This window comes from Ralstonia sp. VS2407 (genome assembly GCF_052950655.1).
Genome location: NZ_JBRFVG010000004.1, coordinates 137,743 through 163,630 on the forward strand (window position 1 = coordinate 137,743; position 25,888 = coordinate 163,630).

The 25,888-nt window shown below is 64.4% G+C and carries 28 protein-coding genes and 1 tRNA gene; 15 read left to right on the forward strand and 14 right to left on the reverse strand.

The window, feature by feature from the left end:
• Nucleotides 1–45: 45 nt before the first annotated feature.
• From ACU8YE_RS08520 to ACU8YE_RS08545, 6 genes are all read left to right on the forward strand, one after another.
• Nucleotides 46–1,071 (forward strand): serine/threonine-protein kinase, encoded by a 1,026-nt coding sequence (locus tag ACU8YE_RS08520; protein ID WP_024975228.1) that lies wholly within the window; start codon nt 46–48, stop codon nt 1,069–1,071.
• Between the two features lie 105 nt (nt 1,072–1,176).
• A complete protein-coding gene (locus tag ACU8YE_RS08525) occupies nt 1,177–2,091 on the forward strand; it encodes a PP2C family protein-serine/threonine phosphatase (RefSeq protein WP_147214658.1) in 915 nt (304 codons plus the stop codon).
• Nucleotides 2,092–2,185: 94 nt separating this feature from the next.
• Nucleotides 2,186–2,902, forward strand: a complete 717-nt coding sequence (rph, locus tag ACU8YE_RS08530; protein ID WP_232040571.1) for a ribonuclease PH — start codon at nt 2,186–2,188, stop codon at nt 2,900–2,902.
• Between the two features lie 11 nt (nt 2,903–2,913).
• On the forward strand, nt 2,914–3,519 hold the full coding sequence (gene rdgB, locus ACU8YE_RS08535) for an RdgB/HAM1 family non-canonical purine NTP pyrophosphatase (protein WP_446928512.1): 606 nt from the start codon (nt 2,914–2,916) through the stop codon (nt 3,517–3,519).
• 7 nt (nt 3,520–3,526) lie between these two features.
• Nucleotides 3,527–4,795, forward strand: a complete 1,269-nt coding sequence (hemW, locus tag ACU8YE_RS08540; protein ID WP_446928513.1) for a radical SAM family heme chaperone HemW — start codon at nt 3,527–3,529, stop codon at nt 4,793–4,795.
• A gap of 74 nt (nt 4,796–4,869) precedes the next feature.
• Nucleotides 4,870–4,959, forward strand: a tRNA-Ser gene (locus ACU8YE_RS08545).
• A 123-nt stretch (nt 4,960–5,082) separates the two neighbouring features.
• Here ACU8YE_RS08545 and ACU8YE_RS08550 read toward each other — a convergent pair.
• Nucleotides 5,083–5,400, reverse strand: coding sequence for a hypothetical protein (locus tag ACU8YE_RS08550; protein ID WP_260801873.1), 318 nt, complete (start codon nt 5,398–5,400; stop codon nt 5,083–5,085).
• 608 nt (nt 5,401–6,008) lie between these two features.
• Nucleotides 6,009–6,176, reverse strand: a complete 168-nt coding sequence (locus tag ACU8YE_RS08555) for a hypothetical protein (protein WP_446928514.1) — start codon at nt 6,174–6,176, stop codon at nt 6,009–6,011.
• Nucleotides 6,177–6,230: 54 nt separating this feature from the next.
• Here ACU8YE_RS08555 and ACU8YE_RS08560 point away from each other — a divergent pair, with 54 nt between their 5' ends.
• The 4 genes from ACU8YE_RS08560 (at nt 6,231) to ACU8YE_RS08575 (ending at nt 9,203) form a co-directional block, all read left to right on the forward strand.
• The gene (locus ACU8YE_RS08560) at nt 6,231–6,815 is read left to right on the forward strand and encodes a PAS domain S-box protein (protein ID WP_232040575.1); all 585 of its coding nucleotides are present in this window, start codon (nt 6,231–6,233) and stop codon (nt 6,813–6,815) included.
• A gap of 398 nt (nt 6,816–7,213) precedes the next feature.
• Complete coding sequence (locus tag ACU8YE_RS08565; RefSeq protein ID WP_316869885.1) at nt 7,214–7,621, forward strand: hypothetical protein; 408 nt, start codon at nt 7,214–7,216, stop codon at nt 7,619–7,621.
• A 35-nt stretch (nt 7,622–7,656) separates the two neighbouring features.
• A complete protein-coding gene (locus tag ACU8YE_RS08570) occupies nt 7,657–8,289 on the forward strand; it encodes a DUF2968 domain-containing protein (RefSeq protein WP_316869886.1) in 633 nt (210 codons plus the stop codon).
• 182 nt (nt 8,290–8,471) lie between these two features.
• On the forward strand, nt 8,472–9,203 hold the full coding sequence (locus tag ACU8YE_RS08575; protein ID WP_446928515.1) for a ribonuclease E: 732 nt from the start codon (nt 8,472–8,474) through the stop codon (nt 9,201–9,203).
• A gap of 26 nt (nt 9,204–9,229) precedes the next feature.
• On the opposite strand, the gene pcp is transcribed toward ACU8YE_RS08575, so the two are convergent.
• The 8 genes from pcp to ACU8YE_RS08615 form a co-directional block, all read right to left on the reverse strand.
• On the reverse strand, nt 9,230–9,877 hold the full coding sequence (gene pcp, locus ACU8YE_RS08580) for a pyroglutamyl-peptidase I (RefSeq protein WP_260801878.1): 648 nt from the start codon (nt 9,875–9,877) through the stop codon (nt 9,230–9,232).
• Nucleotides 9,878–9,955: 78 nt separating this feature from the next.
• A complete protein-coding gene (locus ACU8YE_RS08585) occupies nt 9,956–10,981 on the reverse strand; it encodes a TRAP transporter substrate-binding protein (protein WP_232040580.1) in 1,026 nt (341 codons plus the stop codon).
• Nucleotides 10,982–11,120: 139 nt separating this feature from the next.
• Nucleotides 11,121–12,077: a DUF979 domain-containing protein gene (locus ACU8YE_RS08590; RefSeq protein WP_232040581.1), complete on the reverse strand. Its 957-nt coding sequence runs from the start codon at nt 12,075–12,077 to the stop codon at nt 11,121–11,123.
• A 3-nt stretch (nt 12,078–12,080) separates the two neighbouring features.
• Nucleotides 12,081–12,806: a DUF969 domain-containing protein gene (locus ACU8YE_RS08595; RefSeq protein WP_045206110.1), complete on the reverse strand. Its 726-nt coding sequence runs from the start codon at nt 12,804–12,806 to the stop codon at nt 12,081–12,083.
• A gap of 55 nt (nt 12,807–12,861) precedes the next feature.
• A complete protein-coding gene (pxpA, locus tag ACU8YE_RS08600; RefSeq protein WP_024975214.1) occupies nt 12,862–13,605 on the reverse strand; it encodes a 5-oxoprolinase subunit PxpA in 744 nt (247 codons plus the stop codon).
• A 19-nt stretch (nt 13,606–13,624) separates the two neighbouring features.
• A complete protein-coding gene (locus tag ACU8YE_RS08605; RefSeq protein ID WP_316670750.1) occupies nt 13,625–14,674 on the reverse strand; it encodes a 5-oxoprolinase subunit C family protein in 1,050 nt (349 codons plus the stop codon).
• Entirely contained in the window at nt 14,671–15,318 is a 648-nt protein-coding gene (gene pxpB / locus ACU8YE_RS08610) for a 5-oxoprolinase subunit PxpB (protein ID WP_322017310.1), read from the reverse strand. Before pxpB ends, ACU8YE_RS08605 begins: the two co-directional genes overlap by 4 nt.
• Before the next feature lie 278 nt (nt 15,319–15,596).
• Nucleotides 15,597–16,811 carry a multidrug effflux MFS transporter gene (locus ACU8YE_RS08615; protein ID WP_045206106.1) on the reverse strand — a complete coding sequence of 405 codons (1,215 nt, stop codon included), beginning with the start codon at nt 16,809–16,811 and terminating at the stop codon, nt 15,597–15,599.
• A 486-nt stretch (nt 16,812–17,297) separates the two neighbouring features.
• On the opposite strand from ACU8YE_RS08615, the gene ACU8YE_RS08620 reads away from it, so the two are divergent.
• From ACU8YE_RS08620 to ACU8YE_RS08640, 5 genes are all read left to right on the forward strand, one after another.
• Nucleotides 17,298–18,812 carry an ABC transporter ATP-binding protein gene (locus ACU8YE_RS08620; protein ID WP_232043028.1) on the forward strand — a complete coding sequence of 505 codons (1,515 nt, stop codon included), beginning with the start codon at nt 17,298–17,300 and terminating at the stop codon, nt 18,810–18,812.
• Nucleotides 18,805–19,914: an ABC transporter permease gene (locus ACU8YE_RS08625; protein ID WP_446928516.1), complete on the forward strand. Its 1,110-nt coding sequence runs from the start codon at nt 18,805–18,807 to the stop codon at nt 19,912–19,914. The genes ACU8YE_RS08620 and ACU8YE_RS08625 overlap by 8 nt, the downstream gene beginning before the upstream one ends.
• A gap of 13 nt (nt 19,915–19,927) precedes the next feature.
• The gene (locus ACU8YE_RS08630) at nt 19,928–20,848 is read left to right on the forward strand and encodes an ABC transporter permease (RefSeq protein WP_024975208.1); all 921 of its coding nucleotides are present in this window, start codon (nt 19,928–19,930) and stop codon (nt 20,846–20,848) included.
• 81 nt (nt 20,849–20,929) lie between these two features.
• Nucleotides 20,930–22,090, forward strand: a complete 1,161-nt coding sequence (locus tag ACU8YE_RS08635; protein ID WP_232040585.1) for a BMP family ABC transporter substrate-binding protein — start codon at nt 20,930–20,932, stop codon at nt 22,088–22,090.
• Nucleotides 22,091–22,365: 275 nt separating this feature from the next.
• Nucleotides 22,366–22,662: a DUF1232 domain-containing protein gene (locus tag ACU8YE_RS08640; RefSeq protein ID WP_433864830.1), complete on the forward strand. Its 297-nt coding sequence runs from the start codon at nt 22,366–22,368 to the stop codon at nt 22,660–22,662.
• Nucleotides 22,663–22,671: 9 nt separating this feature from the next.
• On the opposite strand, the gene ACU8YE_RS08645 is transcribed toward ACU8YE_RS08640, so the two are convergent.
• Genes ACU8YE_RS08645 through ACU8YE_RS08660 form a run of 4 tightly spaced genes read right to left on the reverse strand, consistent with a single transcriptional unit; the run spans nt 22,672 to nt 25,842 of the window.
• The gene (locus ACU8YE_RS08645; RefSeq protein WP_446928517.1) at nt 22,672–23,652 is read right to left on the reverse strand and encodes a quinone oxidoreductase family protein; all 981 of its coding nucleotides are present in this window, start codon (nt 23,650–23,652) and stop codon (nt 22,672–22,674) included.
• On the reverse strand, nt 23,649–24,080 hold the full coding sequence (locus tag ACU8YE_RS08650) for a methylglyoxal synthase (protein ID WP_232040588.1): 432 nt from the start codon (nt 24,078–24,080) through the stop codon (nt 23,649–23,651). Before ACU8YE_RS08650 ends, ACU8YE_RS08645 begins: the two co-directional genes overlap by 4 nt.
• Before the next feature lie 10 nt (nt 24,081–24,090).
• The gene (locus ACU8YE_RS08655; RefSeq protein WP_147214644.1) at nt 24,091–24,882 is read right to left on the reverse strand and encodes an SDR family oxidoreductase; all 792 of its coding nucleotides are present in this window, start codon (nt 24,880–24,882) and stop codon (nt 24,091–24,093) included.
• Nucleotides 24,883–24,924: 42 nt separating this feature from the next.
• Nucleotides 24,925–25,842 (reverse strand): DMT family transporter, encoded by a 918-nt coding sequence (locus ACU8YE_RS08660; RefSeq protein ID WP_446928518.1) that lies wholly within the window; start codon nt 25,840–25,842, stop codon nt 24,925–24,927.
• Nucleotides 25,843–25,888: the final 46 nt, after the last annotated feature.

Here is a 25,888-nt window from a genome sequence, read left to right on the forward strand (position 1 = left end):
GGACTGGTCAGGGAGAATCCGACAGCCATTTCGCCACACAAACCCATGACAGAGTCAAAAGGCTCAGGACAGCCGCGCAGTGCCCCGTTGCCGGTCGGTACCTTGCTGTCCAATTATCGTATTGTAAAGAAGTTGGCCAGCGGGGGGTTCAGCTTCGTCTATCTTGCGACCGACGAACATGGGACGCCGGTGGCCGTGAAGGAATATTTGCCGTCTTCGCTGGCGCGTCGTGCACCGGGCGAATTGATTCCTGTCGTGCCTGAAGAAAGCGGGAGTGCATTCCGCCTCGGGCTGAAATACTTCTTTGAAGAAGGCCGGTCGCTGGCCAAGATTTCTCACCCTGCCATCGTGCGCGTGCTCAATTTCTTTCGGGAAAACGGCACCGTCTACATGGTGATGACGTATGAGCAGGGTAAAACGCTGCAGGAACACATCCTCACCGCGCGCCAGCAGGGCAAGCTGAAGATGCTGCGCGAGCGCTTCATCCGCCAGGTCTTCCATGACCTGATGAGCGGCCTGCGCGAAGTCCACATCCACAAGCTGCTGCACCTCGACATCAAGCCCGGCAACATCTACCTGCGCGAAGACTTTTCACCGATCCTGCTCGACTTTGGCGCCGCAAGGCAGACGCTCACCGCCGAGGCCTCGCGCTTCCAGCCGATGTACACGCCGGGCTTTGCCGCGCCGGAGCTGTACCGCAAGCACAACGAGCTCGGCCCGTGGACGGACATCTACAGCATCGGCGCCACCATCTATGCCTGCATGGCCGGCACGCCGCCCCAGGAAGCCACGCAGCGCGAGAAAGACGACAAGTTGGAAGAAGGCCTGGAGCGCTTGCGCAAGGTCTATACGGCCAGCCTGATCGATCTGGTTGGCTGGTGCCTGAAGATGAAGCCGGAAGAGCGTCCGCAGAGCGTGTTCCGCCTGCAAAAGGTGCTGCGTGAAGAAAGCAACGCGCTGACAGAGTTGCAGGCATTGACCGCCGTCACGCAGGGCGGCCCGGTGCCAGAAGAGAAAGAGGCGTTGACGACACGTTTCATGAGCCGCCTGTTGCGCCGCCGGGACAGTTGACCGCCCAGTCGCCGCCCATAGGCGGAGTATGATTCCAAAACGGTGTAACACCAGGCGCGACGTGCCGGTGCACCGCATCCCTCACCGAATATTTATTTAGCCGCAATGCGATTCTCGGTTTATCAGGAAAGCAAAAAAGGCGCGCGACGCGTCAACCAGGACCGCATGGGCTACTGCTTCACGCGCGATGCCATGCTCATGGTGCTGTGCGACGGCTTGGGCGGGCATTCCCTGGGCGAAGTTGCGGCCCAGCAGGCTTTGCAGACCATGGCGCGCCAGTTCCAGCGCCACGCCCGTCCGTCGATTCGCAATCCGCGTGATTTTCTGCATGAGAGCATCATGCTGGCGCACCGCGACATCCATCGCTATGCCGAGACGAACGGCTTGCCGGATGCGCCGCGCACGACGATCGTTTGCGCACTGGCCCAGCGCGGGTCGCTGCATTGGGCGCACGCCGGTGATTCGCGCATGTATCTGATGCGCAAGGGCGAGCTGGTGACGCGCACGCGCGATCACTCCAAGATCGAAAACCTGCTGCAACAAGACCGCGTGCTGCCGATGCAGGTCGCGAACCACCCCGAGCGCAACAAGATCTACAACTGCCTGGGCTCGCCCAATCTGCCGCTGATCGACATCGGCGGGCCGGTCAACCTGGAACCGGGCGACGTCGCCATGCTGTGCTCCGACGGCCTGTGGGGCAGCGTGCAGGAAGACGAACTGATCGACACCTGCACCAGCTTCTCGGTCACGCAGGCGATTCCCGAACTGATTGCCCGCGCGCTGCGCAATGCCGGCGACACGGCCGACAACACCACCGCCATCTCCATGATGTGGGAGCTGGACGCCGTGACCACCACGCAGGATTCGGTGCAGACCGACACCCTCCCCCTGAACGCCTTCACCACGTCCATCCTGGACGCGCCGCAAAGCGAATCGGGGCTGATGTCGGAAGAGGAAATCGAGCGCTCCATCGCGGAAATCCGCGCCGCCATCGACAAGACCAGCAACCTGACGCGCTAAGCACGTCGCGCAGTCCTCATCCGGCCCGCCCTGCCGAGCGCAGCGCGGGCCGGTATCATGTCGGGCTAACCGTTTTCCTCAGCGAGACCCCCACATGCGACCCAGCGGCCGCCAGCCCGACCAACTCCGTCACGTCACCCTCACCCGCAACTTCACGCGCCACGCCGAAGGCTCGGTGCTGGTCTGCTTTGGCGACACGCAAGTGCTCTGCACGGCCAGCGTGCTGCCCAAGGTGCCGCCGCACAAGAAAGGCAGCGGCGAGGGCTGGGTGACGGCCGAATACGGCATGCTGCCGCGCTCGACGCACACGCGCTCCGACCGGGAGGCCGCACGCGGCAAACAGACCGGCCGCACGCAAGAAATCCAGCGCTTGATCGGCCGCGCGATGCGCTCGGTGTTTGATCTGCGCGCGCTGGGCGAGCACACGCTGCATCTCGACTGCGATGTGCTGCAGGCCGATGGTGGCACGCGCACGGCCAGCATTACCGGCGCGTTCGTCGCCGCATATGACGCTGTCTCGGTCATGCGCGAAAAGGGCCAGTTGGTGGGCAACCCGGTCCGCGACTTCGTGGCCGCCGTATCGGTGGGCGTGGTGGATGGCGTACCGGTGCTCGACCTGGACTACCCCGAAGACTCGGCGTGCGATACCGACATGAACGTCGTCATGACCGGCAGCGGCGGCTTTGTGGAAGTGCAAGGCACGGCGGAAGGCACGCCGTTCTCGCGCGCTGAAATGGACGCACTGCTGAATTTGGCCGACCAAGGCATCCGCACGCTGATCGGCCTGCAAAAGCAGGCCTTGGGCCTGTGAACGACACTGCCATGCGCAAGATCGTTCTGGCATCGAACAACGCCGGCAAGCTGGCCGAGTTCAACGCGCTGCTGGCCCCCCTCGGTTTCGACGTGACGCCGCAAGGCGCGCTCGGCATTCCCGAGGCGGAGGAGCCCTATGCGACCTTCGTTGAAAACGCGCTCACCAAGGCACGCCACGCGAGCCGTGCCTCCGGCCTGCCCGCGCTGGCAGACGACTCAGGCATCTGCGTGCATGCGCTGGGCGGCGCGCCGGGCGTGTATTCAGCGCGCTATGCACAACTGGTGGGCGAGCCCAAAACGGATGCCGCCAACAACGCCCGCCTCGTCCGTGAACTGGCCGGCAAGGCGGACCGCGGCGCGCACTATGTTTGCGTGCTCGTCTACGTGCGCCATGCCGATGACCCGCAGCCGATCATTGCCGAAGGCAACTGGTTTGGCGAGGTGATCGACACCCCGCGCGGCGACGGCGGCTTCGGCTACGACCCCCACTTCCTGCTGCCTGATCTCGGCAAGACCGCTGCCGAGCTGACCAAGGCCGAGAAGAACAGCGTGAGCCATCGTGCACAAGCCCTCGCGCAGCTTGTCGAACGGCTGCGCACCTTTGAAAACGCCTGAAGTTCCGATGATCCCGATTCACCCCGCCGGCGCAGCCAAGACGCCTTCCGCAACTGCCGCTGAGACTGGTGACAAGGTCACCTCCGTCTTCCTGCAGCCGGGCAAGATCAGCCTGCCCGCTTCGCCGCCGCTGTCCTTGTACGTGCACGTGCCGTGGTGCGTACGCAAGTGTCCGTACTGCGATTTCAACTCGCATGCGGAGCCGGACCAGGGCATCCCGGAAGAGCGTTTTCTCACTGCCGTGCGTCAGGATCTGGAGGCCGCGCTGCCGATGGTGTGGGGCCGGCATGTGCATACGATCTTCATCGGTGGCGGCACGCCCAGCTTGTTGTCGGCGCAAGGGCTGGACCGCCTGCTGTCGGACATCCGTATGCTGCTGCCGGTCGACGCCGATGCCGAGATCACGATGGAAGCCAACCCGGGCACGTTTGAGGCAGAACGCTTCCGCAGCTACCGCGCCAGCGGCGTGAACCGCCTGTCGATTGGCATCCAGAGCTTCAACGACGCGCACCTGCAGGCGCTTGGCCGCATCCACAGTGCCGCCGAAGCGCGCGCCGCGATCGACATCGCCCGCGCGCATTTCGACAACATCAACCTCGACCTGATGTTCGCCCTGCCGGGCCAGACACTCGCCGAATGCGAGGCTGATGTGGAGGCCGCGTTGTCGTGCGATACGAACCATGTGTCGCTGTACCACCTGACACTGGAGCCGAACACGTACTTCGCCAAGTACCCGCCCGCGCTGCCGGATGACGACACGGCGTTTGCGATGCAGGACTGGATTCACGCGCGGCTGGCGGCGGCGGGTTACGAGCACTACGAGGTATCGGCGTATGCCAAGGCGGGCAAGCGCTGCAAGCACAACCTGAATTACTGGCAATTCGGCGATTACCTCGGCATCGGGCCAGGCGCGCACGGCAAGCTGAGCTTTCCGCACCGGGTCATCCGCGAGATGCGGCACAAGCATCCCGACACGTATCTGCGTCAGGCTGAGACGGCCGGCGGTGCGGCGGTCATGCAGGAGCAGCGCGAAGTCGACGCCGCCGACCTGCCGTTCGAATTCATGCTCAATGCGCTGCGTCTGACCGACGGTTTCCCGGTCACGCTGTTCCAGGAGCGCACCGGCCTGCCGCTGCGCTCCATTGAGCGACAACTCGACGCCGCCGAGCAGCGCGGCTTGCTGACGCGCGACCATGTCGCCATCCGCCCGACCGAGCTGGGCCAGCGATTCCTCAATGATTTGCAGGAATTGTTCTTGGCTGACGACGAAAACTGACGGTAACCGGTGCCAAGTTGCGCCAGGTGCCGTTACAATGGCGCCCTTGCTCGCAACGAGCAGCGCAGTACGAAGGAAGCGTGGCCGAGTGGTTTAAGGCAGCAGTCTTGAAAACTGCCGATGGGGTGACCCATCCGTGAGTTCGAATCTCACCGCTTCCGCCAGTCTTTGCCTTGCCACAGGGCGCTCCAGATTTCTCCAGCCCCCCTCGCCGCGTCGATTGACAACGCCGTGCCGCGGGCATTTCCGCTTTTGCCAGTTCCGGGTCTTCAATAGCGCATGCCGTGTTAGTGCCGCGCCATTGGCCAAAGCGCATCAGGATCTTCTCCAAGCGCTTTGGCAATGGCCAGACGAACGCGCTTGGCCCCACTGCCCGCAATGGAAGACGACAGCAGTTGCGGAGTGACGTCGTCCAAACCCAGCTTTTCTGAAAGTTCACGCAAGGTGGCTTTGCCGAAACGCTCGTTGAGGAGGCGTTTTACGGTGGGTATGGCGCGGGGAAATTCGCGAGGAGCGGGCGTGCCGCCGCCTGCCTGGCTAGCGCTCTTGCGCTCCTTCGGCTCTATCGACAAATCGGCCGACTGAGGCAGAGAATTCTCGGCCATTGAACGGCCTAAATTGGTCAAAGCTTCAGCTGCGTCTCGCCCTGTGCTGGAGCACATCGTGTCCGGTGCGACCAACACCGCAAAATAGCGTCCACGGTCTTGATACAACCTCACCTTGCAAATCAAATCCATAGTATTCGGGCGCTAAATAAAAACCGGCTTATTGATTATTCTTTTTTTAAATGGAATAACCTGACCGCGACTGCTATGCGCCGTTAACCGAAGGCAAAAACGCAAGCGCCGCCCCAAGCCCCCCCGGGCTTGGAGCTGGTCGAGCGCATGAAGACTCTTCCCCGTTCTTCAAAAAAGGTACAACTCTTTTTATTTTTTTCTCACCAATAAGCTTATTGGTGAGGACTTGCGCATCAATGCCGGAGCAATGTCGCCGGATCGCCAACTCGAAAAGACCCGGAAGAATCCGCTTACCCCCGTGTCAACGAGTCGGGCTTGGCCTGTGACGGCCAGACGACTTGCTGTTTTCCCCGTTACCCGCCCCGCATCGATTCCATGGAATCGAGAGGGCGCTGAACATTGTTATTAGGCATGATGCTGACACCGCATATTGTGGGCAACGATAGCAGACGCTATTCTGAGTGGCACCCTGCTAATTAGAGGGCATGAACCTGCCAGCAGATGCCGTTCGTGCCTGCTGCTTTTTGGTGCAACGGGCTTGAATCAGCATATTCCGGGACGCCGTAAACGCTGGCAGCGCTGTCAATGATCACTGCCTTGTGCACTGTTTGTTGCTGCCTGGGATTGCGACCCAGCTTGGTCATGCACATCGGCGCCGGCCACCACTTCTTTTGTATTGCAACCAAACGCGGCAGACCATGGAAGTCCTCAATGATGTGAGCGCGATCGCTTTGGCCAATAGCCTTCCGGATGGCGTCTTCCTGGTCGACGAGCGGGGGCGTATCCGTCACGCCAACGCGGCCTGGCAAGACCTCCTGGGTTATCGGCCATCTGAGCTGGTCGGGCAATGCATGCTTGAACTCGTAGCGCCGGACGACCGCGACAGAACCCGAAGGGAGGCCGGTCGCGTTCAGGCGGGTGCAAAGTGCACCGGATTCGAAAATCGCTATCGCCACCAGCTTGGCACCGATGTCCAGTTGTCATGGTCGGCGCAGTGGAGCGTCGAGCACCGACTGCGCATTGGCGTGGCGCGTGACGTCACCGCAACGCGGGCCCTGGCCGAGCAGAGCCAGCTGGCGCAACTGCAAGCGCGTCTGGCGCCTCACGAATCCCGGGTATTGCAGTTGTTGTTGACGGAGGCTGCGGAAAAGCAGATCGCGGAACAGCTCGGCCTGGCCACGTCGACAACGCACTCTTACATCACGAATATCTATCGCAAATTCGGCGTGCGTGGCCGCGCTGGGCTGATGAGCCTGTGGCTCAAAGAGATGCAGAACCGCTGATACCCGCTTTGTTCATGGCCGGGCCTTGGTAGAGGAGCGCTTGCGCTCACCGGTTTCCTGTATCGCCGGTACGCCAACTCCACCTTGTGCCCGGCCACCCGTCGATATCACAACACCATCTGGCACAAATGGCCCACGCACCCTGGGCTATACTGCCGCCCGTCACGCACACAACGTGACCTCGGATTGGCGTCCGGGAATATCGCAGGCGGGTACGACCGCCGGTTGGCGGTTTTTTTACGCCCGTACATCAAGCGCCTCCTCTGGTCGGGCCTTGGTGGGGGAGCGCTCGCGCTCGCCGGTTGCCTGCGATACCGGTACGCCAACTCTACCTTGTGCCCGGCCACCCTGATTGGCGTCAGGGAGCGGGATACCAACCCATCGCAGGAGGCCACAACGTGCGCCATGCCATCGCTCGCCCCGAGCAATCGCAATCCCCCTCCCCAGACGGCAGCCGCAAATTCCAGCGCGAGATTGAATCGCTTCAACAGCAACGTGCCGACCTCGTACGAGCCCTGGCAGCGGCCGAAGCATCCGTAAGAAGATTTCCCCTCGGCTCATTGCAACAGGCCAACGCGCGGGCCCGTGTCACGCGTTTGCAGAGAGAATTGCGACGCTTGAAAGCCGCGCTTGGCACGCCAAAGCGGCATCAGGACGTGGGCGACTTCCTGATCGAGATGTTCCGCGAGCGCGTCTCCTTCAGCGAGTGGCAGTGCATCGTCGCCGAAGCCCGACGCCGCCACGACTCAAAAGCGACGGAAGGTCAAATCGGTACGCTCCCTGCGGGGCTGGGCGCGCAAAGCTGATATAGTCGCGTCGCCTCCGATTTCTGAACTTTGCGATGTCTCTCGTACTCCGCCGAACCGTCCTCACGTTCGTTGCCGCAGCCTCGGTTGCAGGCGCCGGCTTGGTCCACGCGCAAGCCAGTGCGCCACAAGCGCCAGCAGCGTCCACGGCTGCATCGGGCGGTACCGTCGCTGAGCTGCAGCAGTTGCTGGCGCAGAAACGCCTGACCGAACTGCGCACGACCTACAACGGCGACTACGGCACCAGCCTGCTACTCGTCAACGAGGACACCACGGCCTACGTTGCCCTGTCGTATCGCAAAGAATTGTGGCGCGTGTACAAGTTTGCGTCGGTCGCTCCGGCAGAAGGCGCATACGACACGCTGGCCAGCCAGACTCGGACGTGGGCCGAAGATGATCTGCGCCGCGCCGTCACGGCGGGCCAGAAGGCGCAACTGGAGCGCGAAGCCCAGGCGGCGCAGCAGCGCGCCGAATCGCTCAGCCAGGAAGTGCGCATCATGCAGGCGCAGCGTCAGAAGATGCTGACCGAACAGCAGACCATGCGCCAGGAAACCAAGGCGCTGGACATTGAGCGCCGCGCGTATCAAACCCAGGTTGAATCGCTGCAGCAGCAGATCCGCCTGCTGGAAAAGCAGTTGAATGATCCGCACTGGTCGCCTGCGCCGTAACGTTCTTTGACGCCACCTCCCTGGCCTGCGCGAGAGCGGCGGGCCAGCGACCTCTCCGCGCTAGATGCAGCACGCATCGACTTAAGACCAGTCTGATCGACCACCGTCCATCTGCCGCTTAGCATGGCGCCTGCTTGCGCAGCCGGCCTGGATGTCCGCTGCGGCCATCAGCGGAGACGGCCTTGGAATCCCCCAACTTCATCATCGACGGACACCTGCGCCTACCGGGTCTGGTGCGTATGCCGCCGCCCTTCGGGCCAACGCTCGATAACGTGCAGGCCAACGCCGCTACACAGGTCAGCGCGGCGACCGATCCCGCAGCCAACACGTGGGGGGGCGCTGGTGCTGCGGGCCATGGGCAGTGGCGTCGACGCGTGTCTGTGCTGTCGATTGGCATGGCGTGCACATTGGCGGCCGCGCTGCTTGGCTGGCAGACCGGGCAGCATCGGCAGCCCGCCGCACAGCTTGATCAAACAACCGTGGCCGCCCTGCCCCCGCAGGCCGCATCGCCACGTTCACTCGATCATTCCCTTGCATTGCCGGCGGCACCCGTGGAAACCAACAAAGCCACGGAGCCGCAAGCCGCCACCACGGCAGCAGCCGCAGCCAACGTTGCCCAGGCGACCGACATGACTTTCGACGAAACGGAAGTTACCGCGCCGGTCATCGCTGCAACACCGCCGGCCGCGACGCCATTGCCGGTGAAGCCGCGGCCTCGAGCGCTGACGCTGGCCGTCGCGCACTCGCCGACGACGTCCGAATTGCAGCACACACCCGTGTTGCACGACGAAACGCCAGCGTCCATCGAAGCCGAATGGGCCACGGCCGACACGGCGCCGATCACCTCAGCCTATGCAGCGCCGGGCACACCGGTGCACATCGAACTACAACGGCATAAGCGCTTCACGGACTGAACAGCGCGCTGCGCCGTCGCGCTAGCTCAGTGCAGCTGGCCGCCCGTTTCGCGTACGTCGTGCAGCGTGCGCAGCGTTGTCTCGATGGCGATGCGCAGGCCTGTGACGATGGTGTCGTGCGCCATGCTCGGTTGCCCCGGGTGCTTGGCTGCCTGCGACGGCAGATACGGGATGTGGATGAAGCCGCCGCGCGTGGGCAGCTTGTGACGGGCGATGGCATGCATCAGCCCATAGAAGACGTGGTTGCAGACAAAGGTGCCCGCCGTCTGCGACACCGACGCAGGAACACCGCCGGCACGCAACTCGCGCACGATGGCCTTGATCGGCAGCGTTGAAAAATACGCGGCCGGTCCGTCGCTTGCGATTGCGATATCGATGGGCTGTTTGCCGGCGTTATCGGCAATGCGGGCGTCGTCGACATTGATGGCGATGCGCTCGATGGCCATCTCGGCGCGGCCACCGGCCTGCCCCACGGCGATCACCACATCCGGCTGCAGTGTCTGCAGCAACTTGCCGAGCACTTTGTTGGATTCACCAAAGATGGTCGGCAACTGGCGCGCAACGATGTCGGCGCCGGCGATTCCCTGGCCGTCGAGGGTGCGCACGGCTTCCCACGACGGATTGATGGGTTCGTTCTCGAACGGATCGAAACCGGTGACGAGGACGGTAGGCATGACGTTCTCCTGCGTGCTGCGTAAGACTAAAACGATGATAAACGTCCGTCGAACATCATGCCCAAGCGCGTTGCGGCGTCAGTTGGCCTTGCTGCGCTTGTTCTCGAAGTTCAACAGGATGTCGACTTCTTCCGTGCCCGCGGTGTGCAGCCATTCACGCGTCAGGCGTTCGCCCAGGCGGCGCATGTCGCCCTGCAAGGTCACGTCGGGATTGAGCACGCGCACGCCGGTTTTGGCGAGCTCGGCTTCATCGCGCTCATAGGTCTGGCGGCTGGCGTCCCAACCCCGCGTCTCGTAATCCTTGGCGAGCTTGAGCACGGTCTGCTGCATCGCCGGCGGGAGCTTGGCGAAGCGCGCCTCGTTGACGAACACGGCGTTCTTCGGGATCCACGCGTTGACCTTGTAGTAATAGGTCATGCGCTGGCCAGCCTTCGTTTCCAGACCGGTGGACGGCGAGGTGACCATCGTGTCGATCCGCCCGCCGGCAATCGCGGCGGTCAGATCGGCGGCTTCCACCTGCACGGCCTGGGCACCATACAACTCGGCAATGCGCTTTTGCGCCGCGTTATAGGTGCGCAAACGATGTCCCTTCAGGTCGGACAAACGGGCGATCGGTGTTTCGGAATACAGGTTCTGCGGCGGCCAGGGTACGGCGTACAGCAGGCGCAATCCGTTGGCCTTCATCAGCGCTTCGATGTGGCTGCGCGAGGCATCCCACAGCAGGCGCGCATCGTTGTAGCCCGACACCACGAAGGGAATCGAATCCACGCCGAAGAGCGGATCGCGCTGGGCCAGCGTCGAAAGCATCACCTCGCCAGCCTCGGCTTTGCCGTCCTTGACGCCGTCAAAGATGGCGGCCGGCTTGAGCAGCGTACCGTTCGGATAAACCTCAAGCTTGAGCCCGCCGTTGGTGGCGCTGCTGACGGCGCTGGCGAAGGCCTGCAGGTTTTGCGTATGGAAATTGAGGGCCGGATACGGCGTGGCCACTCGGAGCGTTTCCGCGCTGGCGTGCGCGGCGGAAATCAGCGACAGGGCACTGACTGCGAGAACACAAAGAAAGCGGCGTCCCGACATGGAACGGCCGCTCGTCATCTGGCTGCTCATGAATCCCCCCGGAGAAAGAGCACGATGCGAGGTCTACGACCGCATGCCCTTGTCTCGCGGGCAGCGATCGCGCTTGGTGACGTCGGCGGGGGAAGAACCGCCCGCGTGACGCACACCGCACGCGACGCATTAAACACGATTAGTGGAGCATCAGGAAGTACAAGAGCAGGATATTGGCTGTAAGCAACAGCAGCGCGGTCGGGACTTGCGCTTTGATCACAGCGTTCTTATCGGACAACTCCAGCAGCGCAGCCGGCACGATATTGAAGTTGGCCGCCATCGGGGTCATCAGCGTGCCGCAGTAGCCCGAGAACATGCCGATGGCCGCCATCACCGCCGGGTTGCCATGGAACACGCCCACCAGGATCGGCACCCCCACGCCGCCCGTCATGACCGGGAAGGCTGCAAAGCCGTTGCCCATGATGACGGTGAACAGCGCCATGCCCACGCAATAGACAACGACCGCAACGAGGCGATAGTCCATGTTGATGTAGGCGGTGGTCAGGTGCGCAACAGCCTTGCCCACACCGGCATCGGCGAAGACGAGACCCAGCATGGCCAGCATCTGCGGCAGCACCAGCGCCCAGCCCAGCGACTCCGTCAGCCGGCGCGATTCACGCATGGCTTGCACCGGCGTGTCGCGCGTCAACCAGCACGCCAGCGCGAGCGAGATGATGCAGCCCAGGCCCAGCGAGACGAAGGTCTGGTTCTTCGGATCGAGCAGCAGATCGCCGCCGATCTTGATGTCCTTCAGGAACACGCTGCCGATGACGGTGACCAGCGGAATGGTCAGTGCCGGAATGAACAGTCGGTTGCCCAGGCGTTTGGCGGATGCACGGCGCTCTTCTGCCGGCAGTTCGCCATGCTTGCCCAGCGTTACACCGCCCGTGCCGGCCAGCAGCGCCATCACCACGGCGCCGATGCCCACCGCGATCGGCGGGATCTTGTCGCCAACGAGAAAGATGACGGCGAAGATCGCCCAGAACAGGCCCGTGGTCCAGCGACGCGGGTGGTTCTTGTCGGCAAAGGTCATCAGCGCGGTGATCGTCAGGATGATCCCGGCCAGCCAGTACAGATAGTTGATTGACAGAATCATGGCTTACCCCTGCTTGGCCGCGGCCGCGTTGGTGTTAGCGGCGGCACCCATTTCACGGGCAAGCCAGCCATCCAGGCGCTTGAGGCGCACCGAGTGGATCAGGAACGCGCAGACCGCGGTCGGGATGCCCCACACAGCGATGTGCAGCGGTTCCACGTCGATGCCCGAGCCGAGCAGGAACGTGTGCATCAGCGCGATGGCGCCAAAGGCCACGAAGATGTCTTCGCCGAAGAACAGGCCGACGTTGTCGGTGGCGGCGCAGAAGGCCAGCAGGCGTTCGCGCACCGGCGCCGGCAGTTTGCCGAAGCGGTTTTCGGCGGCACCTTCGGCCATTGGGGCCAGCAGCGGACGGACCATCTGCGGATGCCCACCGAGGCTCGTCAGACCGGCGGCCGCCGTCAGCTCGCGCACGGCGAGGTAGACGATCAGCAGACGGCCCACCGTGGCCGATTGGATGCGCGAGATCCAGTTCTGCGCGTGCTCACGCAAGCCGTGGCGCTCAAGCAGGCCCACCACCGCGAGCGGCAGCAGGATGATCAGCGGCAAGGTCCGCGTCTTGATGATGCCCGTCCCGATCGCCGTCAGGATCTGGTCGATGGACATCGATGCCGCAAAGCCGGTGGCGATGGCGGCCACGGCCACCACCAGCATCGGATTGAATCGCAGGATGAACCCCGCGATGATGACGGCCACCCCGATCAGCGGCCATAGATTCACTGCCGTACCCATGTGGTGCTTCCCCCCAAGTTAATAAAAAGCCCCGCTGGAAGGACGGGGCCGTGGCTCAGGCGCCGGCGCGAACAGCGATCCCTTCGCTGCCCAGCCGTTCCCGAATGCGTCGCGCGAACGCCAGCGCATGCGCGCCGTCGCCGTGCAGACAAACCGTTTCCGCGCGGATCGGAACCCACGTGCCATCGATGGCCTTTACGCGCTGCTCGCGCACCATCGTCAGCGTCTGGTCGAGCGCGGCATCTTCGCTGTCGATCAGGGCACCCGGCGTGCCGCGTTTGACGAGCGAGCCGTCCGCGTTGTAGCCGCGATCGGCAAACACCTCTTCCTTGGCCTGCAGGCCAAGCTCGCGCGCGGCCTTGACCAGCTCACCGCCCGCCAGACCAAACACCACCAGCGACGGATCGAAATCACGGATCGCGCGCACGATGGCGACGGCCAGAGGCCGGTCACGCGAAGCCTGGTTGTACAGCGCGCCATGCGCCTTCACGTGGGCGAGCTTGCCGCCCTGCGCGCGCACGATGGCCGACAGCCCGCCGATCTGGAACAGCACGCCCGCGTAGATTTCATCCGGCGGGAGGTGCATTTCAGTGCGGCCGAAGTTTTCGCGATCAGGAAAACTCGGATGCGCGCCGATCGATACGCCCTGGCGTAGCGCCCAGCCGACGGTCTGGCGCATCGTGTTGACGTCGCCGGCGTGCCAGCCGCACGCGATGTTGGCGGAACTCACCAGCGTGAGGAGCGCCTCGTCGGTATCGCAGCCCTCGCCGAGGTCGGCGTTCAGATCAATTGCAGTCATGGTGTTGTCTTCCGGTGCATCAGGCGTTCAGTCGCGTCTTGGCGGTGCGGTGCGCGCTCGACAGAATGCCCTGGCGCTGCCAATCCAGCGCGGTTTCAATTTGCTGCAGATACCGTGCCACGTCGGCGCGGGCGGCTTCGGCCTGCTCCAGCGTCACGCGCTCGAAGCGCACGCGCGTGCCAAGCGGAATCTGCGCCAGCCGCCATTGGTCGGCCAGGATGACGGAGCCGATCTTCGGATAGCCGCCCGTGGTTTGCGCATCGGCCATCAGCACAATGGGCTGGCCAGACGGCGGCACCTGGATCACGCCCGGCACCACGCCGTGCGAGAGCAGATCGCCGCTGCGCTGCTTCTTGCGCTTGAGTTCCGGCCCTTGCAGGCGAAAGCCCATGCGGTTGCTGTTGGGCGTGAGCGTCCAGTCTGATTCCCAGAACGCGGCTTGCGCATCGGCAACGAAATCGTCGTATTCGGGACCCGGCAACACGCGCATGACGGGCGTGTCCTTCTGCGCGCGGTCGAATGTCCAGCGGGCTGCCTTCACGGCAACGGTATCGCCGCTGATGTCGGGGGCATACGTCGTATCGGCAGGCAGCACGGGCAGCCTGTCGCCATCCTTCAGCGGGCGCCCTTCAAGGCCGCCGAATCCGGCTTTCAGATCGGTGCTGCGCGAGCCCATCATCTCTGGCACATCAATGCCGCCGGCCACGCAGAGATACGCACGCACGCCGCCCTGTGCCACACGCAAGGTCAGCGTCTGACCGCGCTGCACGGGAATGGCGCGCCATGCATGCACCGGTGCGCCGTCAAGCGTGGCGCGGCAATCCGCACCCGTCAGCGCGATCAGGCCATTGGCGTGGAAGCGCAGCGTGGCGTTGCCCAGCGTGAACTCGATGCCCGCCGCATCGCTCCGGTTGCCGACCAGGCGGTTGCCCACATACAGCGATAGCGGATCGAGCGCGCCCGACGTGCATACGCCAAAGCGGCGATAGCCGGTGCGGCCCAGGTCTTGCACGGTGGCCAGCACGCCGGCCCGCACGATCTCGATCATGGGTTGGGGTTTCGAACTCATGCGCGCACCTTCGAGGCAACAAAACGGATGCGGTCTCCAGGCGAGAGCAGCGTGGGGGGATTGCGCTGCGGCATGAAGAGCGCCGCGTCTGTACGGCCCAGCAGTTGCCAGCCACCGGGGGATGCGGCCGGGTAGATGCCCGTCTGCTCACCGCCGATGCCCACCGAGCCGGCCGGCACGGCCATGCGCGGCTCGGCGCGGCGCGGCGTGGCGAGCGACTTGTCGAGCCCGCCCATGTAGGCAAAGCCGGGCTGGAAGCCCAGGAAATAGACGATGTATTCGGGCGCGGTGTGACGACGCACGACTTCGGCCGTGCTCAGGCCAGTGTGCCTGGCCACTTCGCGCAGGTCGGGACCTTCGTCACCGCCATACGCGACTTCGATGTCGACGAGTTTGCCGTCAGCCACCAGCGCCTGGCTTTCTTCCCAGGCTTCGCGCAGTTGGGTGGCCAATCGCTGCGCATCGGCCATTGGGCCGAACACGAGCGTGAGGTTGTTCATGCCGGGCACCACGTCGACCACGCCCGTCCAGTTGGACGCGCGCGAAGCCATCGCCCAGATGCGCTGCTGACAAGTCAGGGTGGCCGGTGGCGGCACTTCGCACAACAGCGCCAGTTCTCCCAGCCGGTGAATCGTGCACTGCAACTTGACCCCCGTCTCGTGTGCACCGTTGGCGGGAAGATCCCAGCAAAACGATGCGCGATTGAAAACGAAAGCGATACGTTAATAAATTGTCGATAAATTCTGTATAAGAAGTAACCCTTAGTCACTCAGGGCCAACTCGCGGCGGAACGCGGTCCGGCTGCACTCATCATAGGTGCCGAACACGGTCAGCGTGACGGGCATGTTATTCCCGAGTCACATGAAAAGAGGAAGACGCCTCTAGAACAAGTGGCGTTAAGGAACAGCGGGAAGCGCGAAGATCAGGCGCTGGGCTCTTCGCGCGTGATGCGCAGGCCCAGAACCAGCGCGGCAACGGCGCACACCGCCATCATGCCCAGCAGCGGCAGCGCGGTCTGGCCAATGGCGGCGACCACCGTACCCGTCACCATGCCGAGGCCGAATTGCATGGCGCCCATAAGCGCCGAGCCCGTACCCGCACGCGCGCCCTGCCCCGCCATTGCGAGCGCCCCGGTGTTGGGCGAGATGCAGCCGATCGACGCGATGTAGCAGAACAGCGCCGCCAGCACGAGCGGCAGCGGCGTATAACCCGCCGCGGCGGCTGCAGCAGCCAGCACGCTGGTGATAACCGGCACCCACAGCGCCCGGCGCAGCACGCGCGCCGGCGAGTACTTGCGCACCAGCCGCACATTCACGCGCGATGCTGCGATCATCCCCGCCGCGTTGCTGCCAAACACCCACGCATAGTGCGAGGGCGTCAGCCCATAACCGTCGATCAGCACGAACGACGACACGGTGATGTACGCAAACATGCCTGACAGAAACACCGCGCCGCACCACATATAGGCGGCGTAGTGGTGATCGCGCAGCAGCTCCCAGTAGTCGCGCAGCACATGGCTGACTGCCAGCTTGCGCGCCTGCTCGGGCGCCAGCGACTCGCGCATCAGGTAGTGCACGGCCACCAGCGACAGCACGCCAAATGCTGTCAGCAATGCAAAGATGACCCGCCACGTTGCGAACTGCAGCACCGCGCCGCCAATCATCGGCGCGAGGATGGGCGCCACACCCATCACCAGCATCAGCGTCGAATAAGCCTGCGCGGCGCCGGCCGGGTCCATGCGATCACGCACGGCAGCGCGTGCGATGACCATGCCCGCGCAGCCGCCAAACCCCTGCACGCCGCGCAGCACGGCCAGCATCGTAGCGTCCTTGGCAAATGCGCAGCCAATGGATGCCGCCACGTACATCGCCAGACCGATATAGAGCGGCGGCTTGCGGCCAAACCGATCGCTGGCCGGGCCGTAGATAAGCTGGCCGATCGCCAGGCTGATCAGGAAGACGGTCAGCGTGAGCCCCGCCGCGGCCGACGACGTATTCAGATCGCGCGCGATGGTCGGCAGACTCGGCAGGTACATGTCGACCGACAGCGGGCCGATGGCCGTGAGCGCGCCAAGCAGCAGGAGCCAGCCTGGAATCGGGCCTGGCATGCGGGATCGTGCGGGAGCGGGAGCAGTCATGAGGGGAGAGCGGGACGCGGCAGCTGACGTGCGGCCCGCGCCGAAGCAAACCGAGGACTTTAGCGCAAAGTGGCGCCCCACGGGCGCGCACCGGTCAGGTGCAACTCAGCTCGTGCGCCCCACCCGAGGGCTGCGCTTGCAACCTGCATACGTCGGCATGACAAGCTGGAACCCGCAAATGGGCCCGATGAGCCCGGCACGGGATTTGCACTCTGCCACCCCTCGTACGAGGCAGTCGCAAGCGGGCTGAAATCCCCGTCTGGAGCGGTGCCGGACGATATAATTTGTGGTTGATAGCAAGCATCACGCAACCATGATGATTGCTGCGATGCGTCGGCGCGAACCTGCATCGGCGTTACCTGTTGTGAAGTGTCGTCAACACCCAAAAAGAGACCGCCTCCGTTGCGCATCCGCACGGTGAGCGGCACGGAAACCACGAGCCAACCTGTTGTGACACCACTCCCACCACGCCTGTCGCTGACGGGCATGACCAAGCGCTACCCGAGCGTGGTCGCCAACGACGGCGTCAGCCTGACTGTCGCGCCGGGCGAGATCCATGCCGTGCTAGGCGAAAACGGCGCCGGCAAGTCGACGCTGATGAAGATCATCTTCGGCGCCGTGCAGCCCGACGCCGGCGAGATGCTGCTCGACGGCCAGCGCGTTGAGATCGCCAATCCGCACCAGGCCCGCGCGCTGGGCATCGCCATGGTGTTCCAGCACTTCTCGTTGTTCGACACGCTCACGGTGGCAGAGAACATCCTGCTCGGCCTGCCCGCTGGCACCGACCTGCGCGACGTGGCCGATCAGGTGCGCAGCACGGGCGAGAAATACGGCCTGCCGCTGGAGCCGCATCGCCATGTGCACACGCTGTCCGTGGGCGAGCGCCAGCGCGTGGAAATCGTGCGCGCGCTGCTCACCAAGCCGCGCCTGCTGATTCTTGACGAGCCGACCTCGGTGCTGACACCGCAGGCCGTCGAGAAGCTCTTCGTCACGCTGCGCCAGTTGGCGGCAGAAGGTACGAGCATTCTCTACATCAGTCACAAGCTCGACGAGATTCAAGCCCTGTGCCACGCCGCCACGGTGATGCGCATGGGCAAGGTCACGGGCGTGTGCGACCCACGCCAGGAAACGGCGGCGTCGCTGTCTCGCATGATGATCGGTGGCGAGCCGCCGCGCGAATTGCGCCCGCAGACCACACCGGGCGAGGTGCGCATGGAGGTGGCCGGCCTGTCGCTGCCCAAGTCGCACGCCTTTGCGACGGAACTGCGTGACATCGCCCTGCAATTGCGCAGCGGCGAGATCGTCGGCATCGCGGGCGTCTCGGGCAATGGGCAGCAGGAACTGCTGGCCGCCCTGTCGGGCGAAGACACGCGCGCCCCCGCGCAGACCATCACGATCGGCGACGAGCCGGTCGCCAAGCTGGACCCACGTGCGCGTCGCAAGCGCGGACTGTCATTCGTGCCGGAAGAGCGCCTGGGGCGCGGCGCCGTGCCATCGCTGTCGCTGGCCGCCAATACGCTGCTGACGCATCAGCGTGCGCCGCAGGTGCGTGGCGGGCTCATCGACAAGAAGGCTGCCGCCAAGCTGGCTACCGGCATCATCAGCCGCTTTGGCGTGAAGGCCGGCGGCCCGGACGCATTGGCTAAGAGCCTGTCGGGCGGCAATCTGCAGAAATTCATCGTCGGCCGCGAAATCGAATGCGCGCCGCGCGTGCTCATCGTCGCGCAACCTACCTGGGGCGTGGACGTGGGCGCGGCGGCGCAGATCCACAACGAAATCCTCGCGCTCAAAGCCGGGGGCTGCGCCATCCTCATCGTGTCGGAAGAACTCGACGAACTCTTTGCGCTGTGCGATCGCCTGCACGTGATCGCCAACGGGCGCCTCTCCCCTTCCACCCCCACGCACGCCACCGACCGCGAACAGATCGGCCTGTGGATGAGCGGCATGTGGGACAAGACCGCTGCTTCGGCGGCAGCAACCTCGGAGGCGGCCCATGGCTGACGTCATGCATGGCAGCCGCCTAGCGCTGCCGGTTTCGCTGGAGTTGCGCGCAATCCCGTCGCGCACCATGGCCTATGCCTCGCCGCTGATCGCGCTGGTGCTGACGATGGTGTTCGGTTTGCTGCTGTTCGCACTGCTGGGCAAGGACCCGGTGGCGGGCCTGCGCGTGTTCCTGGTCGAACCGCTGGCCAGCAAACGCGCGATTGGTGAAGTGCTGCTCAAGACCGTGCCGCTGGTGCTGTGCGCCCTCGGCTTGTCGGTGTGCTATCGCGCCCACGTGTGGAACATCGGCGCGGAGGGGCAGCTCATCGTCGGCGGTATCTTCGCGGCGGCCACGATCATTTACTTCGATACGCCCACGCCCGCCATCCCCGGCGGCTTTGCGCTGGTGCTGGCCGTCGTTGCCGGCCTGATCGGCGGGGCACTGTGGGCCGCCATTACTGCGCTGCTGCGTGATCGCTTTCATGCCAACGAGATCCTCGTCTCGCTCATGCTTACGTACATCGCGCAGTTGCTGCTGCTGTACGTGGTCAACGGGCCGTTGAAGGACCCGAACGGCATGAACTTCCCGCAGTCGATCGTGTTCGACAGCGCATTCGTTCTGCCGACGCTCGTAGCCGGCACGCGTCTGCACGTCGGCTTTCTGTTCATGCTCGTGATGACGGCGGCGATGACGTTGTTCGTGTTCCGCAGCTTTGCGGGTTACCGGCTGCAAGTGGGTGGGCTGGCACCGCAGGCGGCGCGCTACGCGGGCTTCTCGTCACGTGCGGCGCTGTGGACGGCGCTGCTGGTGTCGGGCGGCCTGGCAGGCATTGCCGGCGCCTTCGAGGTCACGGGCCCGATCGGGCAGCTGCTGCCGTCCATTTCCCCGGGCTACGGCTTTGCCGCCATCGTGGTGGCATTCGTCGGTCGGCTGAATCCGGTTGGCACCGTGCTGGGCGCGATCGTGATGTCGCTGTTCTATATCGGCGGCGAGCTTGCGCAATCGCGCCTGGGCCTGCCGTCGGCCATTACCGGGGTGTTCCAGGGCATGCTGCTGTTCTTCCTGCTCGCCTGCGACACGCTCATCGAATACCGCCTGCGCTGGCGCGCGCATCACTGATCAGGCCTCACACATGGAAAGTCTCGCTCCCCTGATCGCCGCGTCGATCAACGCCGGCACCCCGCTGTTGCTGGCCGCCCTGGGCCTCTTGATGAACGAGCGTTCCGGCGTGCTCAATCTCGGCGCCGAAGGGATGATGCTGGTGGCCGCCGTGGTCGGGTTCATGGTCGGTTACCAGACGCAGATTCCGCTGCTGGGTTTTGCAGCCGGCGCGATTGCCGGCATGGTGATGGCGGCCCTCTTCGCGTGGCTGGCGCTGGTGCTCGTCACCAACCAAGTCGCAACAGGCCTCGCCTTGTCGATCTTCGGCACCGGGCTGTCCGCCTTCATGGGGCAGCGCTTTGTCGGCATGTCACTGCCGGCGCAGGCGCACGGCATTCCGGGGCTGGAGTCGATTCCGTTCGTCGGCCCCGCCCTGTTCGCGCACCACTGGATGGTCTATTTCAGCCTGCTGCTGTGCGGCGCGATTGCCTGGTTCCTGTTCAAGACGCGCGCGGGGCTCACGCTGCGCGCGATCGGTGAATCACCGGAGTCGGCTCACGCGCTCGGCTACCCGGTGCGCACCATCCGCTTTGGCGCGCTGCTGTTTGGCGGCGCATGCTGCGGGCTGGCCGGCGCATACCTGTCGCTCGTCTACACGCCAATGTGGGTCGAAAACATGGTCGCCGGCCGCGGCTGGATTGCCCTCGCGCTGACCACCTTTGCGACCTGGCGGCCCATGCGCATCCTGTTCGGCGCGCTGCTGTTTGGCGGTGTGACGATCCTGCAGTTCTACCTGCAGGGGATGGGCGTGTCGGTGCCGTCGCAGATTCTGTCGATGGCGCCGTTTGCCGCAACCATCGTCGTGCTGGCCATCATCTCGCGCAATCCGGATTGGATCCGCCTGAACATGCCCGCTTCGCTCGGCAAGCCGTTCCGCCCAGGGGCTGCCTAAACTGCTGCCCAAGGCTTCTGCATTCCCGTCTTTTGCTTCAAGCTTCAACACAGTCAACGAGCCACACAACAGGAGAAATCGATGAACGTTACCCGCAGGATCACGCTGGCCGCCCTGGCCGCCGGTGCTGCCCTGACCCTCTGGGGTTGCGGCAAATCCAACGAAGGCGCAGGCGACAAGACCGCCGCGCCGGCCGCTTCCTCGGCACCCGCCGCTGCCGCGCCGGCACCGGCCAATGAGCCGCTGAAGGTCGCGTTCGTCTACGTCGGCCCGGTGGGCGATGCGGGCTGGACATACGCTCACGACGCCGGCCGCAAGGAAGTTGAAGCGAAGTTCGGCGACAAGGTGAAGACCAGCTTTGTCGAAAACGTGCCCGAGAGCGCTGCTGACGCCGAGCGCGTGTTCCGCGACCTGGCCACCCAGGGCAACAAGGTCATCTTCGGCACGAGCTTCGGTTTCATGGAATCGATGCTCAAGGTCGCCAAGGAATTCCCGGACGTGAAGTTCGAGCACGCCACCGGTTTCAAGACCGCAGACAACCTCGGCCAGTACGACGTGCGCACGTACGAAGGCGCGTATCTGGCGGGCGTGGTCGCCGGCAAGATGAGCAAGTCGGGCAAGCTGGGCGTGGTGGGTTCGGTGCCCATTCCTGAGGTGATCCGCAATATCGACTCGTTCACGCTGGGCGCGCGTAGCGTCAACCCGAAGGCCACCACCCGCGTGGTGTGGGTCAACAAGTGGTTCGATCCGGGCAAGGAGCGTGAGGCTGCCACTACCCTCATCGGGCAGGGTGTCGACGTGCTGATGCAGAACACCGACTCCGCAGCAGTCGTACAAACTGCACAAGAGAAAGGTGTCTACGCGCTTGGCTGGGACAGCGACATGACCAAGTTCGGCGAGAAGGCCCACCTGGCCGCCTCGATCAACAAATGGGGCGTGTACTACACCAAGGTCGTCGGCGACGTGCTTGAAAACAAGTGGAAGCCGGAAACCGTGTGGTGGGGCCTGAAGGAAGGCGCAATCGATCTGGGCGCGTACAACGCCGTGGTACCGGAAGACGTGAAGGCGCTGGTCGAGACCCGCAAGAAGGGCATCATCGACGGCTCGGCACCGATCTGGAAGGGTCCGCTCAAGGACAACACCGGCAAGGAAGTCCTGCCCGCCGACAAGGTCGCCGACGACGGCTTCCTGCACGGCATCAAGTTCTACGTGGAAGGCGTGGAAGGCAAGATTCCGGGCTAACCTGCCCACGGTCCTACTGCGCGGGCCGATCTTGGCTCTGTGATGCTCGCCGTACCCATGTACGGCTGCGCTTCTCAAGCCAACTTCGGACCGCTCGCTACGAACCGTGAACAGGTTCGTTGCGGCAAAAAGCCGGCACCTCGCGAGGGGGGGCCGGCTTTTTTTATGGACGATCGCGCCTTACCTTGAAAACCGGGCCGCCTCCCCAAGCTGATACGATGGTCCGCCGGTCAAACGCTCTCATGTGACGCCGGCTTTTCATCAAGGAGCCCACGATGTTCGGACGCCTCATCCGCCTGTGGAGCGTGGTGCGCAACGATGCGCGCCTGCTGTGGTTTGCGCTGCGCCATCCGGACAAGCCGTGGTGGCTCGCCCCGGCTGCGCTGCTGCTGGTGGGCTATGTGGTATCGCCAATCGACCTGATTCCGGATGTCATCCCGGTGATCGGGTGGGTGGACGACATCGTACTGGTGCCGTTCGCGTTGCACATGCTGCTGCGCGGCCTGCCCGACCGCGTACGCGAGGATGCGCGCTTTGCCGCCGCCCGGCGTGTGAAGCCCTCCGGGCGGTAACGTCCCACCTTACGGCAAGAGGATCGTCGACCCGGTCGTCTTGCGCGCTTCCAGATCGCGGTGCGCCTGCGCCGCGTTCTGCAGTTCGTAGCGTTGGTGAATTTCGATCTTCACCTTGCCGCTGCTCACTACATCAAACAACTCTGCCGCCATCGGTTCCAGCAGCTCGCGCCGCGCCGTGTAGGTCATCAGCGTCGGGCGCGTGATCTTGAGCGAGCCTTTTGCGCTCAGCACACTGAGGTCAACCGGCGGCACGGGGCCAGATGCGTTGCCGTAGGTCACCATCATCCCGCGCGGCGCGAGGCAATCCAGCGAACCCGTAAACGTGTCTTTGCCAATGCCGTCGTAGACCACCGGCACGCCCTTGCCGCCGGTGATTTCGCGCACGCGTTCGGTAAAGTTCTCGCGCGTGTAGACGATGGTGTGATCGCAGCCGTGCGCGCGGGCAAGTTCAGCCTTGGCATCGCTGCCGACGGTGCCAATCACCGTGGCGCCGAGCGCCTTCAGCCACTGGCACGCAATCAAACCCACACCGCCAGCGGCTGCGTGAAACAGCACCGTATCGCCGGGCTGCACGCGGTAGCTGTCGCGAAGCAGGTACTGCGCGGTCATGCCCTGCAGCATCATCGCGGCGCCGGTTTCAAAGTCGATCGCATCCGGCAGGCGCACGAGGATGTCGGCCGGCATTGTGCGCACCGCAGCGTAGGCGCCGGTGGGGCGACCGGCATAGGCGACGCGGTCGCCGGGCTTGACGTGCGTGACGCCCTCGCCCACCGCTTCCACGACACCCGAAGCTTCCATGCCGATGCCGCCCGGCAGCGGCTGCGGATACAGCCCGGTGCGGAAATAGACGTCGATGTAGTTCAGGCCGATGGCGTGCTGCTTGATGGTGGCCTCGCCGGGGCCGGGCGCGGGCACGTCGACATCGACGTACTGCATCACTTCCGGACCGCCGGCCTCAAAGATGCGGATGGCTTTCGCTTGCGTCATGCGTGGATCTCCTTCGGATCGGGCGCCACCCGTTGCAGGGCAGACATCACCAGGTCGGCGGTGGCCAGGTTGGTGGCGCAAGGGATGTTGTGGACGTCGCAGGCGCGGACGAGCGCGTTGATATCGGGTTCGTGCGGTTGCGGCGTCATCGGGTCGCGCAGGAAGATGACGGCGTCGACACGGCCTTCGGCCAACTGCGCGCCAATCTGCAAGTCGCCGCCCCACGGGCCGGACAGCATGCGCTGCACGGTCAGGCCGACTTCTTTCTCCAGGCGGCCACCGGTGGTGCCAGTCGCCAGCAGATCGCATTGCGACAGGAAGGCTCGGTGCGTTTGTGCGAAAGCGACCATGTCGTCTTTCTTGTGATCGTGTGCGATCAGGGCGACGCGGCGTTTGCGGGCTGCGCTTTCGGGCGTAAGAGTGGTCATCGTGATTGGCTTAGAAGGTGCCAGGGAAGCTGCCGCCATCCAGCAGGATGTTTTGCGCATTCAGGTAGCCAGCATGCTGGCTGCACAGGAAGGCACACACGGCGCCAAATTCGGCCGGTTGGCCAAAGCGTCGAGCCGGATTGCCCTGCCGCTTGCGGTCGAAATTTTCTTCTGCGCTGATGCCGGCGGCCTTGGCGCCCGCTTCCAGCGTCTTGGTCAGGCGATCGGTCTCGAACTGGCCCGGCAGCAGATTGTTGATGGTCACGCCGTGCTTGGCGACTTCACGCGCCAGGCCCGCCACGAAGCCCGTCAGCCCGGAGCGCGCGCCGTTGGACAAACCCAGCACGTCGATCGGCGCCTTCACGGCACCGCTGGTGATATTGACGATGCGGCCCCAGCGGCGCTCGATCATCTTGTCGACGGTGGCTTTGATGAGATCGATGGGCGTGAGCATGTTGGCGTTGAGCGCGGCATTCCAGGCGTCGCGGTCCCAATCGCGGAAGTTGCCTGGCGGGGGGCCACCTGCGTTGTTGATGAGGATGTCGGGCGAGCCGCCCAGGCGTTCGCACGCGAGTAGCGCCTCAGCGCGGCCTTCCGGCGTGGTGATGTCGGTGGCGACGGCTTCCACGCGCACGCCGTGCGCCGTGCGGATGCGCTCGGCGGCTGCCGACAACGCTTCGGCACCGCGCGCGACGATCACCACGTCCACGCCTTCGGCGGCCAGCGCGTCGGCACACGCAAAGCCCAATCCCTTGCTTGCGCCGCACACCAGCGCCCGCTTGCCTTTCAGCCCCAAGTCCATCCTGTCTGACTCCTTGTGATTGTTATTTCGATTGGCCGCCCGTCAGCCGCGACGGCGTGACAGCAGCGCCATCCCGGCAAGCACCAGCGCGCTGCCGGCAATCTGCCAAATCGTGATCGGCTCGCCCAGCAGCCACCAGCCCAACAGCAGCGTCGACACCGGCCCGATCATGCCCGCCTGCGACGCCACCGGCGCACCCACACGCGCCACCGCCATCATCGTCATCGTGACCGGCGCCACCGTGCAGAACACCGAGTTGATGGCCGACAGCCCATATACCTGCCAGGGCAGCACCAACGCTGAAACCGGCCGCAACATCAGAAACTGGACGATACAGGCCGCGGTCGACACGCACATCGCATAGGCAACCAGCCGCATCGACCCAACACGCTTGACCAGCTCACCGCTGGCCAGCAGATAGATACCGTAGCTGATGGCGCTGGCGAGCACCAACCCGCCGCCCAGCCACACGTTGTTACCGCCCAGGTTCAGGTCGTGCGCGAACACCAGCACGATGCCGGCATAGGCCAGCGCCAGCGACACCCACTGCAAGCCGGTGATGCGCCGCTTGAAAACCGTCGATGTAATCAGCAGCACGAACGACGGCGTCAGAAACAGGATCAGCCGCTCCAGCCCTGCCGTGATGTACTGCAGGCCGAGGAAGTCGAGAAAGCTGGAGAGGTAATAGCCGATGAGCCCCAAGCCGACGATGCGCCAGCGGTCTGGCACGGTGAGCGGCTCGGCCCCGCGCGACTGCCACCACCCCATCGCCATGAACAGCGGCGCGGCCAGCAGCATGCGCAGAGTGATGACCATGACGGCGTCCACCTGATAGCGGTACATCAGCTTGGCGACGATGGCCTTGGCGGAAAACAGGACGGCGCCCGCGGAGGCAAGCAGCAGGCCGCCGGTGTCGGTGGTTCTTGCGGAACTGGAAGACGCAGAAGACGCGGTGGTCACAGCGGGGCGCGGGAGAGAAGCGAGCGGCGTTGGAGAGCGTCGTCGA